General features: G+C 57.5%; 10 protein-coding genes and 1 pseudogene. 7 read left to right on the top strand and 4 right to left on the bottom strand.

The features are described from left to right. Positions 1–17: 17 nt before the first annotated feature. The 3 genes from ACTD9P_RS20555 to ACTD9P_RS20565 all read right to left on the bottom strand — a co-directional run bounded on the left by ACTD9P_RS20555 (position 18) and on the right by ACTD9P_RS20565 (position 5,589). The gene (locus tag ACTD9P_RS20555) at positions 18–1,619 is read right to left on the bottom strand and encodes an ABC transporter substrate-binding protein (RefSeq protein ID WP_438869135.1); all 1,602 of its coding nucleotides are present in this window, start codon (positions 1,617–1,619) and stop codon (positions 18–20) included. An 80-nt stretch (positions 1,620–1,699) separates the two neighbouring features. Next, complete coding sequence (locus tag ACTD9P_RS20560; protein WP_438869137.1) at positions 1,700–4,438, bottom strand: hypothetical protein; 2,739 nt, start codon at positions 4,436–4,438, stop codon at positions 1,700–1,702. 440 nt (positions 4,439–4,878) lie between these two features. Continuing rightward, a complete protein-coding gene (locus ACTD9P_RS20565) occupies positions 4,879–5,589 on the bottom strand; it encodes an SIMPL domain-containing protein (RefSeq protein ID WP_438869138.1) in 711 nt (236 codons plus the stop codon). A gap of 204 nt (positions 5,590–5,793) precedes the next feature. Here ACTD9P_RS20565 and ACTD9P_RS20570 point away from each other — a divergent pair, with 204 nt between their 5' ends. From ACTD9P_RS20570 to ACTD9P_RS20585, 4 genes and pseudogenes are all read left to right on the top strand, one after another. Beyond that, positions 5,794–7,056: an ATP-binding protein gene (locus tag ACTD9P_RS20570; protein ID WP_017138277.1), complete on the top strand. Its 1,263-nt coding sequence runs from the start codon at positions 5,794–5,796 to the stop codon at positions 7,054–7,056. Beyond that, positions 7,049–7,609 carry a response regulator transcription factor gene (locus ACTD9P_RS20575; protein ID WP_003171731.1) on the top strand — a complete coding sequence of 187 codons (561 nt, stop codon included), beginning with the start codon at positions 7,049–7,051 and terminating at the stop codon, positions 7,607–7,609. Before ACTD9P_RS20570 ends, ACTD9P_RS20575 begins: the two co-directional genes overlap by 8 nt. A gap of 99 nt (positions 7,610–7,708) precedes the next feature. After that, positions 7,709–8,746 (top strand): annotated as a pseudogene (locus ACTD9P_RS20580) (ABC transporter ATP-binding protein/permease); the annotation flags it as partial. 93 nt (positions 8,747–8,839) lie between these two features. Further along, positions 8,840–9,433 carry an ATP-binding cassette domain-containing protein gene (locus ACTD9P_RS20585; protein ID WP_438869143.1) on the top strand — a complete coding sequence of 198 codons (594 nt, stop codon included), beginning with the start codon at positions 8,840–8,842 and terminating at the stop codon, positions 9,431–9,433. Between the two features lie 196 nt (positions 9,434–9,629). On the opposite strand, the gene ACTD9P_RS20590 is transcribed toward ACTD9P_RS20585, so the two are convergent. Next, positions 9,630–10,067 (bottom strand): Z-ring associated ZapG family protein, encoded by a 438-nt coding sequence (locus ACTD9P_RS20590; protein WP_017138275.1) that lies wholly within the window; start codon positions 10,065–10,067, stop codon positions 9,630–9,632. 147 nt (positions 10,068–10,214) lie between these two features. Here ACTD9P_RS20590 and ACTD9P_RS20595 point away from each other — a divergent pair, with 147 nt between their 5' ends. The 3 genes from ACTD9P_RS20595 to zapE all read left to right on the top strand — a co-directional run bounded on the left by ACTD9P_RS20595 (position 10,215) and on the right by zapE (position 13,398). Further along, a complete protein-coding gene (locus ACTD9P_RS20595) occupies positions 10,215–10,844 on the top strand; it encodes an alpha/beta hydrolase (protein WP_438869139.1) in 630 nt (209 codons plus the stop codon). Positions 10,845–10,868: 24 nt separating this feature from the next. Further along, positions 10,869–12,224, top strand: a complete 1,356-nt coding sequence (locus ACTD9P_RS20600) for a tryptophan--tRNA ligase (protein ID WP_438869140.1) — start codon at positions 10,869–10,871, stop codon at positions 12,222–12,224. A 79-nt stretch (positions 12,225–12,303) separates the two neighbouring features. After that, complete coding sequence (gene zapE, locus ACTD9P_RS20605; RefSeq protein ID WP_438869141.1) at positions 12,304–13,398, top strand: cell division protein ZapE; 1,095 nt, start codon at positions 12,304–12,306, stop codon at positions 13,396–13,398. The last annotated feature ends 96 nt before the right edge of the window (positions 13,399–13,494 follow it).

Genomic DNA, 13,494 nt, shown 5'->3' on the forward strand with positions numbered 1-13,494 from the left:
CGGTTGGGGCGCCCTTGTTACTTATCTAGACTGACACCGTAGAACGGCGTCAGCCCAAACGGGCTGATCTTGAAGTCTTGCACTTCTTTACGCAGTGGCTGGAAAACTGTCGAGTTTGCAATAGGCGTTATAGGTACTTGTTCCTTAAGAATTTTTTGCGCCTGTTGATACCACTTGATGCGTTGCTCGCGGTCGCTGCTGACCTTGGCTTGCTGCACCAGCTTGTCGTACGCGGGGTTACACCATTTGGCGTAGTTGCTGCCTTTGACGGCGGCACAACTGTAGAGCACGCCGAGCCAGTTATCGGGGTCGCCGTTGTCACCAGTCCAGCCGTAAATCATCGCGTCATGCTCGCCATTTTTGGCGCGTTTGATGTATTCGCCCCATTCATAGCTGATTATGTTGGCTTTGATACCGACCTTTGCCCAATCCTGCTGGATCATTTGTGCCGACATACGCGCGTTGGGGTTGGAGGCGCGCTGTACGGTCATCGCCCACAAGTTGATGGTGGTACCTGGTGCAACCCCTGCTTCTTTTAGTAGCGCCCGGGCCTTGGTCGGATCATAGGGCGCATCCTTGATAGTGGGGTCATAAGACCACTGCGCGGGTGGCAGCGCGTTCTGCGCCAATTGTCCGGCGCTTTGGTAAACAGCCTTGATAATTGCCGGCTTGTCGATGGCCATGTCCAGCGCCTGGCGCACCTTGAGCTGGTCCAGAGGCGGATGCGTCACGTTGTAGGCCAGGAAGCCCAAATTAAAACCGGCCTGTTGCAGTACGCGCAGGTTGGGGTCTTGTTTCATTATTTCAATGTCGGACGGGCGCGGGTAACCGCTGACCTGGCATTCCCCGGCCTTGAGTTTTTGCAGGCGCGCGGCGGCGTCCGGGGTGATGGCGAATACCAGGTTGTCGAGCTTCACATCCTCGGGTTTCCAATACTGTTTATTGGCCACGTAGCGAATCTGCGAATCTTTCTGGTAGCGCTTGAACACAAACGGCCCGGTGCCTACCGGCTTCTGATTGATTTGCTCGGCCTTGCCTTCTTTTAACAGCTGGGCGGCATATTCGGCTGATTGCACCGAAGCGAAGCTCATGGCCAGGTTCTGTACGAACGAAGCGTCGACGTTGTTCAGGTTGAACTGCACGGTGTGCTCGTCGAGTTTTTCGACACTTTTGATCGTGGTGTTCAAACCCATGTCGGTGAAGTACGGCGACTCGGACGGGTAAGCCTTGCGAAACGGGCTGTCGGCATCCAGCAGGCGATTGAAGGTGAACAGCACGTCGTCCGCGTTGAAGTCGCGGGTGGGCGTGAAGTAGTCGGTGGTGTGGAATTTGACGCCATCACGCAAATGGAAGGTGTAGGTCAGGCCGTCTTTGGACACATCCCAGCTCGTCGCCAGGCCCGGCTCAACCTCGGTGCCGCCACGCTTGAACTGGGTCAGGCGGTTGAACACGGTTTCGGCGGAGGCATCAAAATCGGTGCCGCTGGTGTACTGGCTGGGGTCGAAACCGGCGGGGCTGGCTTCGGAGCAGTAGACCAGGGTGCTGGCGGCGTGGGCCATCGGCATGCAGGCCAACAGGCCTGCGGCGAGGAGCAACGGTTTTAAGGTGATTCTGTCCATTAAAGACCCCTGAAGTGGCAAGCCTGTAAAAGCTGCCCGAACGAAAACGGCGGTCACCGAGGTTACCGCCGTTCAGGGGATCAGGTAAGGGCTGGTTTATTCTCCGGCTCCGGTTCAGGTTTGACCGATACTTCGATGCTGGATGGCGCGTTGCTGTCGATCGTATAGGGGCTGTCCAGCTCGTTACTCTCTCGTATCGTGAACGTTCTCCTGATAGTTACCTCTACGCCGGGAACGTGTTCTATATCCAGGTCCCCGTTATTGAGGTGCCCCCTGGAAATGATCTGAACCTTGGCCTGGTGCTTGGAACTGTCGTAATCAATGTGATACTGAGTGTCGTCGGCGACGAATCGGTAGCCCTCTTGCAGCGTCAAGCCTTCAGTATTCAATTCGATGGTAGCGGGTGCTACGGAGCCTTGATGGGCTACCTCGGAAATACGGGCGCGCAAGTCGGCGTCAGGGATGGCATCCTCAAACTGTCTGAGCCGTGCTTTCCTGATATTTTCAGCCGAGTCTGCCACGGCATCCAACGGTGCGGTGTTCAGCAGCCCGTTTTCCGTGCGTGTGACGACGTAAGTACTACGATTTACATCCAGGACAAAGTTGGGTGAATACTTGCTGGTACTGTGTTCCGTAACGCCTGCTTTTTCTCCAGGGTCAACGGAAAAATCGGTCTCGTCTATTTTCCAGGACACATTGAAGTTGGATTTGATTTCCACTTTCCCGTTCACTTCCTCTTCGTAGTTCCGGGTGGCAAACTCGTAGCGCGTCTGTTCATTTATTTTCAAAAATTCATCGACTCTTTCAGCCGAGGCAATTTTTTTTCCCTCCAGATCGCGGAATTGATTGGCAAACGAAGGTGGCGACTTCAGGTCATCACTGAGCGTGGGTGAAGGTGTACGATCCCAGAACCATTTTTTTCCACCACCTTCCACCCCGATTTTTTGCCAAACGCCCGCTGCATCAGGCTTGGCAACGATCCCGCTACTCACCAGTTTTGTTGGATCCTTCGGATCTTGCACACGCAACAAGTAACTTGTGCCGTCCAGGGCATCGGGCTTATCGGCTGCGAAATACACCTTGCCCCTGAACTCCACTTCACGCATTCCCGCAAAGGTCAGGGAAGGCTTATCGGCCGCTGGGACGCTGGGCGCACTCGCCGGATTAGTTGAGCCTGTCTCAGCACCGTTAGTTGTTTTTGGTTTTCGCACCAGTTCAAAATCTTTTGTCAGCTCGTTGTATTTCCAGTTGTAGTTCTGGGGTGTTGAGGGGTTAACGGCTGTCGGGATGTCGCCAAGGGCCGCCTCTACCACGGCAGGTGAGATTTCGTGCACCAGCTGCAGGATCGATATCACCGCAGCAGCGGTGCCGCCAACGCGATCTTCGGCGGTCTTGCCATACATGGAGTCATGAATACCGAAGAAAATGTTGCCCGCATTACCAAGGAAGGGCACGTAGCCGAAGGTGCGTCCCCACAATTCTTTGACTTCCTTCCACGTTTGCTGCGAAGAACCAAATACCTGGGTTTGATCGGCCCACTTTGCATTGTTGGCGTTAATCTCTTGGTAATGCCTTGCAATGCCGGATTTCAAGTTTCCAAAGTGTAAGTGATATGCTTCTTTTCGTGACTGGGTGTAATTGAATGTCTCCCTGACCGGGACTTGTTTATCGCTGAGGAGGTTATGACGTCCTGGGTAGTGCGCATGATTGCCCGCAATAAAGTTATCGAGGACGTCGCTCGCCGGTGGCCAATGAGCATCTAGTCCACCTTGTTTGTCTTCGCCATTGAAGCTGGCCAGTAGTGCTTCACGATTGTTCTTGGCCCAGCGCGCAAAGTCATCATCTCCCTTTATCTCACTGACCGTACCGTTTTTCAAGTCAATCATCAGGCCTTGATTGGGGCGGGTGTCATAATTGCCGTGATAATTAACATAAGGGACAAACGCATACCCGGCCAGTGGATAGCCGTATATATTCGGGATGACCACATTGCCGTTCTTGTCTAGCGTGCGATCAATAGCGGCTCGACCTTCAGGTGTCAGCGCTTTATAAATAGCCTTGTCGTTTCGCAAGCCTTGTAAGGTGCCCTTGACAACATAGGCATCGGCTTTGCCCGAGCGCTTTGCCAATGCACCCGACTTGTCGCTCATGGGGGTGGCTATGTCATCTTTCCAGTGGTCTTGAAGCTTTTTGCCCAGGGCCTCCAGATCGTTAATTTTGCTCCGGTCTTCTGGCTTGATTTCCATTGTTTGGAAGTTGACCAGGCCGCCGGCGGCCGGTCTATCGTGCTTTAGAGCGCCCGCTGCAATTTCCCAAGCAAAATAAGTGCGTGTGTCGGTGTTGCTCTTGACTTCCGGCTTCCATTTTCCAACGTATGAATTAAATGTTACCGTTATTTTCTCGTGCGGATCCAAACCGGCAGCCAATAACCCGCCGCTAAAGTAACCGGCAGGTTCCATGAACTGACGAGTCTTCTGGAACCGGATATTGCTTTCACCTTCTTCGTCACTTTCTATGTTCTTGATTTGCGTTACTACGCGACCGGCGAAGGCGTCGACCCTCTGTAGGCGCTCCTGTTGCGTATAGCTTGCCGTGGGCGGGGAAACGGTGACTGACCCATAAATCACCCCTTTGGCGAAATCAAGCTCATGGTTGGGGGTTGGGGCGGTGGTCGGTTTTTGCCCCGGGCCTGAGGTTTTCGCTCCTGAATCGGTCGGCGCACTTGGGCGTGTATTTTCTGCTGGCGGTGTGATGACAGGTTTCGGATGTGTATCGGCAGGGTGGGTATAGGGCGACAGCAGAGGCGGACGTATATTCATTATCGGGTCGCTTTACTCATGAGTTATCAATGATAGTTGCATGACGCGAAATATCAGGGCCGGCATTACGCACGCCGCGACATTAAGATATGTCATGACTTATGTGGGGTCTGAACACGCTTGTTTTACCTCTGAGCAACGTGTGTTTACGGTTGCGTAATGACATAAGCCAAAGAGGAAAACTGATTTACTCGTACATCCGCTAAATAGAATTTACGGGTTAGAGTTTTAAAGTATCAGTGCAGTGTTGCTTCTACCTGGGTGGTTTAATACTTGCGCAGGGTTCCACTGTAGGCGGGTACGTTGTACGAAAATAACCTTCATAAGAGGCGGCCTACAGCGTTTGGAAAAAAACTGACAGTTCGCAGTCTTCCAGATCAAGCAGGCAAAAAAAAACGGTGCCCGCCATCAAGGCTGCACCGTTTTTTTAATCGAAAGACTTATTGCAGGACTTCAATCACCCCATCAGCACTCATGTTGACCTGGCTGGTACCCGCTTCGACTTCCGGTGTGGGGGCCGAATCCGCCATGGCTGCCTTCATCATCATGCCGCCACGGGCGTAAGGCATCGGGTAACCGTTGGTGTTGAAGTTCAGGTTGACGATCTTGTAGCCCTTGCCACCCAGTGCATCGGTGGCCAGTTGTGCGCGGGCCTTGAATGCGGCCACCGCTTCTTTAAGCAACGCGTCTTCGCTGGACTTGCGCGTGGCATCGGCGATGGCGAAGTCCATATTCTCCATTTTCAAGGTATTGAGCAGCTCGCCGGTGAGCTTGGACAGGGCAGGGAAGTCGGCACTTTCCAGGCGCAGTTCGGCGCGCTCACGCCAGCCGGTAATCTTCTGGTTCTTGTTGTCGTAGATCGGGTAGCTGTTACGGCTGCCTTGACGCAGGGTCACAGCCTTGACTTCGCGCGCCTGGCCCAGCGCCTTGTTCATGGTGTTGGTGATTTCTGCGGCGAGTTTGGCTGGGTCGGCGTTTTGCGACTCGGTGTAAAGCGTCACGATCATCTTGTCGCGAGCAACCTCCTGGCTGACCTCGGCGCGCAGGGAAATCTGGTTGTAGTTCAGCCCTTCGGCGGCCAGCGCAGGCAGGCTGGCCAGGGTAGCGACGCCGAGAGTGATAACAGCTGCACTGCGAGTGAAACGAGACATGGAAGCTCCTTGAGGTAGTCGTGTTGGTTAAGACTGTAGACGGTGGCCTCGGGTTCTTCGGGTTTACACATTCCCTACAAGTGGTGGTGAGCCGACGAACGGTCATTCGGCCGGCCTGCGTCAAAGAGCCACACGCGCCGTGCTGGCGGGTCTGCTTCGTTTATACTCGTGCCGATCCGCCTGCAGCGCTCACCGGGAGAGCTCATGCTCGCCGCCGTAAAACTGACTTCCGCCACACGCCAGAACCTTTGGCGCCTGACGTTCATCCGCACCCTGGTACTGGCCGCACAGGCTGGCTCCGTCGGGCTTGCCTATTGGTTCGACCTGCTGCCGCTGCCCTGGCTGCAATTGGGTGTAACCCTGGCGTTTTCCACGGTGCTTTGCGCGTTCACTGCCATCCGCTTGCGCACCACCTGGCCGGTGACCGAACTCGAGTATGCGCTGCAGTTGGCCTGCGACTTGTTTATTCACAGTGTGTTGCTTTATTTCTCCGGTGGTTCCACCAATCCTTTCGTTTCTTATTACCTGGTGCCACTGACCATCGCCGCCGTGACCTTGCCCTGGCGCTACTCGGTGGTGCTGTCGGGTATTGCGCTGACGCTCTATACCTTGCTGCTCGCGCAGTTTTATCCGCTGCAAACCTTCCCCATTGCCCGCGAAAACCTGCAGATCTACGGGATGTGGCTGAGCTTCGCGCTGTCTGCTGCGGTCATTACGTTCTTCGCTGCACGCATGGCCGAAGAGCTGCGCCGTCAGGAAGAACTGCGCGCCATTCGCCGCGAAGAAGGCCTGCGCGACCAGCAATTGCTGGCTGTCGCCACCCAGGCCGCCGGCGCCGCCCACGAGTTGGGCACGCCGCTGGCGACCATGAGCGTGCTGCTTAACGAAATGACCCAGGACCATCACGACCCGGTGCTGCAAGAAGACCTCGGCGTGTTGCGCGAACAGGTCAAGCAGTGCAAGCAGACCTTGCAGCAACTGGTGCGCGCCGCCGAAGCCAATCGCCGCCTGGCGGTAGAGATGCAGGACGTGACCCAGTGGCTCGACGAAGCCTTAAACCGCTGGCACCTGATGCGCCCCGAAGCCAGTTACCGCTTTCATCTATTAGGCCAGGGCAGTGTGCCGCGCATGGCGCCGCCGCCGGACCTGACCCAGGCCTTGCTCAACCTGCTGAACAACGCCGCCGACGCCTGCCCCGAAGGCCTGGGCGTACAGCTGGACTGGGACGCCGAAAACGTCACCATCAGTATTCGTGACCACGGCGCGGGCGTGCCGCTGGCCATTGCCGAGCAGATCGGCAAACCGTTCTTTACCACCAAGGGCAAAGGCTTCGGCCTCGGCCTGTTTTTGAGCAAGGCCAGCGTGACCCGCGCGGGCGGCTCAGTGAAGCTCTATAGTCATGAGGAAGGTGGCACGCTCACCGAGCTGCGCCTGCCCCGTGTCGCACGAGGAGATATCGATGAGTGACGAGATCCAAGTCGAAGGCGAAGAACTGCCGCACCTGTTGCTGGTAGATGACGACGCTACCTTTACCCGCGTGATGGCGCGCGCCATGAGCCGTCGTGGCTTTCGCGTAAGCACCGCAGGCTCGGCTGAAGAAGGCCTGACTATCGCCCAGGCCGACCTGCCGGACTACGCCGCGCTCGACCTGAAAATGGACGGCGACTCCGGCCTGGTGCTGCTGCCCAAGCTGCTTGAGCTCGACCCGGAAATGCGCGTGGTGATCCTCACCGGTTACTCCAGCATCGCCACCGCCGTCGAGGCCATCAAGCGCGGCGCCTGCAACTACCTGTGCAAGCCGGCGGACGCCGACGACGTGCTGGCTGCCTTGCTCTCCGAGCACGCCGACCTCGACACCCTGGTGCCGGAAAACCCGATGTCGGTGGACCGCCTGCAGTGGGAACACATCCAGCGCGTGCTCACCGAGCACGAAGGCAATATCTCCGCAACCGCCCGCGCGCTGGGCATGCACCGGCGTACTCTGCAACGAAAGCTGCAAAAACGCCCGGTACGGCGCTGAACAAAGTCTGAACAATCCGCTTCAGGCTGCACGGAGCCCTGAACCGATCGTCTATGATCGGTTCAAACGCCTGTCACATTTTCTTACAGAGCCTGAACGATGAATCAGAACGCTGAGTATTCCGCGGTCAACGACGCGGTGCGTGGGCATTTTTTTCGCCGAACCTGGGCGCTGATAGCGCCTTACTGGCGCAGCGAAGAGAAGGGCAAGGCCTGGGTGTTGCTGGCAGCAGTGATTGCCCTGTCGCTGTTCAGTGTGGCCTTTTCCGTCTGGATCAACCATTGGTACAAGGACTTCTACAACGCCTTGGAGAAGAAGGACACGGCCGCCTTCTGGCAACTGATCGGCTATTTCTGCATGCTCGCCGCCGTGGCGATTGTCGCTGCGGTCTACCGCCTGTACTTGACACAGATGCTGACGATTCGCTGGCGTGCCTGGCTCACCGAAAAGTATTTCGCACGCTGGCTTAGCCACAAAAACTACTACCAATTGGAACAGGGCGGCTATACCGATAACCCGGACCAACGTATTTCCGAAGACCTCAATAACTTCACGTCGACGACGTTGAGCTTGAGTTTGGGGCTGCTGCGCAACGTCGTCAGCCTGGTGTCGTTCTCGATCATCCTGTGGGGTGTGTCGGGCAGCATCGAAGTCTTCGGTATCACCATCCCCGGCTACATGTTCTGGTGCGCGCTGCTGTATGCCGCCGTCGGCAGTTGGCTGACGCACCTGATCGGCCGTCGTTTGATCGGCCTTAGTAACCAGCAGCAACGTTTCGAAGCAGACTTGCGTTTCTCCATGGTGCGCGTGCGGGAAAATGCCGAAAGCATTGCTTTGTACAATGGCGAGCCAAACGAAAATCAGCGTTTGAGCGCGCGGTTCGGCAAGGTCTGGCACAACTATTGGGACATCATGAAAGTGTCCAAGCGCCTGACATTTTTCACCGCCGGTTATGAGCAGATCGCCATCGTCTTTGCGTTTATCGTGGCGGCACCGCGCTATTTCTCCGGCAAGATCGAACTGGGCGAGCTGATGCAAATCAACTCGGCGTTCGGCAATGTGCAGGGCAACTTCAGCTGGTTTATCACCGCTTACTCCGACCTCGCCAGCTGGCGCGCGACCAGTGACCGTTTGCTGAGCTTCCACCTGGCCATGAGTGAAAACGAGCAACGTGCTCCGGCCATTGATGTTCACCCGCAAGGCGAGCAACTGGTAGTGAAAGACCTGGGCATGGACCTGGCCGACGGCCGCCACCTGCTCACCGACGCCGACATGACCGTAGAGCCAGGCCAGCGCGTGATGCTCAGTGGGCGTTCCGGTAGCGGCAAAAGTACGCTGCTGCGCGCCATGGGCAACTTGTGGCCGGCGGGCCACGGCAGTATTCGGCTGCCGGCGGCGCGTTATCTGTTCCTGCCGCAAAAGCCTTACTTGCCGATTGGCAGCCTGAAGGCTGTGTTGAGTTATCCACAAGACGACAGCGCCTACCCGGCCGAACGTTATGCACAGGTCCTGGAAACCTGCCGTTTGCCGCATCTGGTCAGCCGTCTGGATGAGGCCAACCATTGGCAACGCATGCTCTCGCCTGGTGAGCAGCAACGCCTGGCCTTTGCCCGCGCCTTGTTGTTCGCGCCGCAGTGGATGTACATGGACGAAGCGACCTCGGCCATGGATGAAGAGGATGAAGCGAGCTTGTATCAGGCGTTGATCGATGAGCTGCCGGGGCTGAGCATTGTCAGCGTCGGCCATCGCAGCAGCCTCAAGCGTTTTCATGGGCGGCATGTGCGGATTGAGGGTGGGCTGTTGCAGGAGCAACCCGTGTCCTGAGGTCACACTCGATCAAAATGTGGGAGCGGGCTTGCTCGCGAATGCGGTCTGTCAGTTGCAGTTGTTTTGACTGATCCATCGCTTTCGCGAGCAAGCCCGCTCCCACAGTGGATCTCCACTGTTCTGGAGAATGAGCACCCACAAAAAAGCCCGGCTGATCATCGATCAGCCGGGCTTTTTATTGCTTGAAGATAACTTACTTCTTCAAGCCGTAATGCTCATCCAGCATGCCTGGGGCGTTCGGCGTTTTTGGCGCGTAGTCCCGTGGTGGCTCCTGGTTTTCCCGCGGTGGCGTCAAGCGCTCCCGTGGGGCTTGCGGTGCATCGGAATGCAGCGCGGCCAGCAGGCGCTGGCGGGTGATGTCGTCGAGGGCGAGGCGGTTGGCGCCATCGGCGAGATGATCCTGTACTTCCTGGTAGCTCTGGGTGAGCTTCTTGACCAGGGTCGCGGTGCTGTTGAAGTGGGTAACAACCTCGTTCTGATAACTGTCAAAACGTTCCTGAATGTCATCCAGCTGACGTTGCGTGCGGTTAGGCGCGGCATTCGGCAGCAAGCGGGCAACCAGGAATCCAATGGCGACACCGGCAACCAGGGCAAGAGTCGGCAACAACCAAACTAAGAGCGAGTGTTCCACGAGTCCTTCCTCTATAAACGGCTTTGCTTTACGTTAACGGCTCGGACCTGCGCTGTATACCGCGATTAAGCTCGCAATGATGCCATGCACAGACTTTTAGCTAGACGAGTCGACCCTTTGAGAGGTCACGGAGTTCATTCCTTGCTCATGCGTGAAACCCCCGTTTTGATCGCCGGCCCGGTGGGCCAATTGGAAGCCTTGTACCTGGATCACCCCGAGCCACGTGGCCTGGCGCTGATCTGCCACCCTAACCCGGTGCAAGGCGGGACCATGCTCAATAAAGTCGTTTCGACCCTGCAACGCACTGCCCGCGATGCTGGTTTGATTACTTTACGTTTCAATTACCGTGGCGTCGGCGCAAGTGCTGGCACGCACGACATGGCCACCGGTGAAGTGGATGATGCCGAAGCGGCTGCCACCTGGCTGCGGGAAAAACACCCCGACCTGCCGATCACCTTGCTCGGTTTCTCATTCGGCGGCTACGTCGCCGCCAGTCTCGGTGGTCGTCTGGAAGCCAAGGGCGAAAAGCTCGCGCACCTGTTCATGGTCGCCGCTGCGGTGATGCGCCTGCGTGATAGCGACTTGCTGCCCCAAGGTTGCCCACTGACCCTGATCCAGCCGGAAACCGATGAAGTGGTCGACCCACAACTGGTCTATGACTGGTCTGCGGCCCTCAAACGCCCCCATGAGCTGCTGAAAGTGGCAGAATGCGGACACTTTTTTCATGGCAAGCTCACCGATCTCAAGGATCTGGTGCTGCCGCGCCTCTCGAATTGATAGCAGTCTGATAAGCGATTACCCATGACGACTCGTACCCGTATCCTCACCGGCATCACCACCACCGGCACGCCGCACCTGGGCAACTACGCCGGTGCGATCCGCCCGGCGATCCTCGCCAGCCAAGACGCGAATGCCGATTCCTTCTACTTCCTGGCTGACTACCACGCCTTGATCAAGTGCGATGACCCGCAGCGCATCCAGCGCTCGCGTATGGAAATCGCCGCGACCTGGCTGGCCGGTGGCCTGGATGTGAACCGGGTGACTTTCTATCGTCAGTCCGACATCCCGGAAATTCCCGAGCTGACCTGGCTGCTGACCTGTGTTGCCGCCAAGGGCCTGCTCAACCGCGCCCACGCCTACAAAGCCTCGGTGGACAAGAACGTCGAAGCCGGCGAAGACCCGGACGCGGGCATCAGCATGGGCCTGTACAGCTATCCGGTGCTGATGGCGGCGGACATCCTGATGTTCAACGCGCACAAGGTTCCGGTGGGCCGTGACCAGATCCAGCACGTGGAAATGGCCCGCGACATTGGCCAGCGCTTCAACCACCTGTTCGGCAACGGTAAAGAATTCTTCACCATGCCCGAGGCGTTGATCGAAGAAAGCGTCGCCACCTTGCCGGGCCTGGATGGCCGCAAGATGTCCAAGAGCTACGACAACACCATCCCGTTGTTCACCAGCGCCAAGGACATGAAGGACGCGATCTCGCGGATCGTCACCGATTCGCGCGCGCCAGGCGAAGCCAAAGACCCGGACAATTCGCATCTGTTCACCTTGTTCCAGGCGTTTGCCAGCAAGGCTCAGGAAGAGGAGTTCCGCGCCGAGCTGCTACAAGGTCTGGGCTGGGGTGAGGCGAAGAACCGCCTGTTCCAACTGCTCGACAGCCAACTGAGCGAGCCGCGCGAGCGTTACCACCAGTTGATGTCGCGCCCCTCGGACATGGAAGACCTGCTGCTGATCGGTGCCAAAAAAGCCCGCGCCGTGGCCGCGCCGTTCCTTGCCGAGCTGCGTGAAGCCGTGGGCCTGCGTTCGTTCGTCAACCAGGCCGCCGCGCCGGTGGCGGCGAAGAAGAAAGCTGCGAAAGCTGCGCGCTTCGTGAGCTTCCGTGAAGACGACGGCAGCTTCCGCTTCCGCCTGCTGTCGGCCGATGGCGAGCAATTGCTGTTGTCGCGCAACTTTGCCGACGGCAAGGCGGCGGGGGCTGTGACCAAGCAACTGCAAAGCGGCGACGCGCTGGATGTGCGCACTGAGGCCACAGGCTTCAGCGTATGGCTGGACGGTGCGGCCGTGGCCGACAGCGCCGAATTTGCCGACGAAACGTCGCGCGATGCAGCCATCGCCGCCTTGCGCGTTGCGTTGACCCCCATCGAGGATTAACCCGACCAAGGGTTGATTGCCATTATCCAGGGCCGTCGTTACAGTGACGGCCCGTTTTTGTTGCCTTGCTAACGAAATTATGACGCCCCTAGAACGATATCAAGCTGATCTGAAACGCCCTGAATTCTTCCATGACGCGGCCCAGGAAAACGCGGTGCGTCATTTGCAGCGCCTGTACGACGACCTGGTCGCGGCCTCGCACAACAAGCCAGGGATGTTCAGCAAGCTGTTTGGCAAGAAAGACCACACGCCGGTCAGAGGCCTGTACTTCTGGGGTGGCGTGGGCCGCGGCAAGACCTACCTGGTCGACACCTTCTTCGAAGCACTGCCGTTCAAAGAGAAGGTGCGTACGCACTTCCACCGCTTCATGAAGCGTGTACACGAAGAGATGAAGACGCTGCCGGGCGAGAAAAACCCGCTGACCATCATCGCCAAGCGCTTCTCCGACGAGGCACGGGTCATCTGCTTCGATGAATTCTTCGTCTCCGACATCACCGACGCCATGATCCTCGGCACCCTGATGGAAGAGCTGTTCAAGAACGGCGTGACCCTGGTCGCCACCTCGAACATCGTGCCTGACGGCTTGTACAAGGACGGCCTGCAACGTGCGCGCTTCCTGCCGGCCATCGCGCTGATCAAGCAGAACACCGATATCGTCAACGTCGACAGCGGCGTCGACTACCGTTTGCGTCACCTTGAGCAGGCCGAGTTGTTCCACTTCCCGCTGAACGAAGCGGCGCATGAAAGCCTGAAAAAGAGCTTCCGGGCGCTGACGCCGGAATGCACCCAGGCGGTGGAAAACGACAAGCTGATGATCGAGAACCGCGAAATCATCGCCCTGCGTACCTGCGATGACGTGGCCTGGTTCGAGTTCCGCCAGCTGTGTGACGGCCCGCGTAGCCAGAACGACTACATCGAGTTGGGCAAGATCTTCCACGCGGTGATCTTGAGCGGCGTGGAGCAGATGAGCGTTACCACCGATGACATCGCGCGACGTTTCATCAACATGGTCGATGAGTTCTACGACCGTAACGTCAAGCTGATCATCTCGGCGGAAGTCGAGCTCAAGGACCTCTACACCGGCGGTCGTTTGAACTTCGAATTCCAACGCACGCTGAGCCGCTTGCTGGAAATGCAGTCCCACGAGTTCCTGTCGCGCGGGCACAAGCCTTAAAGGCAACCCAGATCAAATGTGGGAGCGGGCTTGCTCGCGAATGCAGTGTGTCAGTCAATGCATCTTTAACTGATCCACCGCATTCGCGAGCAAGCC

Source organism: Pseudomonas onubensis (assembly GCF_965653655.1).
Lineage (GTDB): Bacteria > Pseudomonadota > Gammaproteobacteria > Pseudomonadales > Pseudomonadaceae > Aquipseudomonas.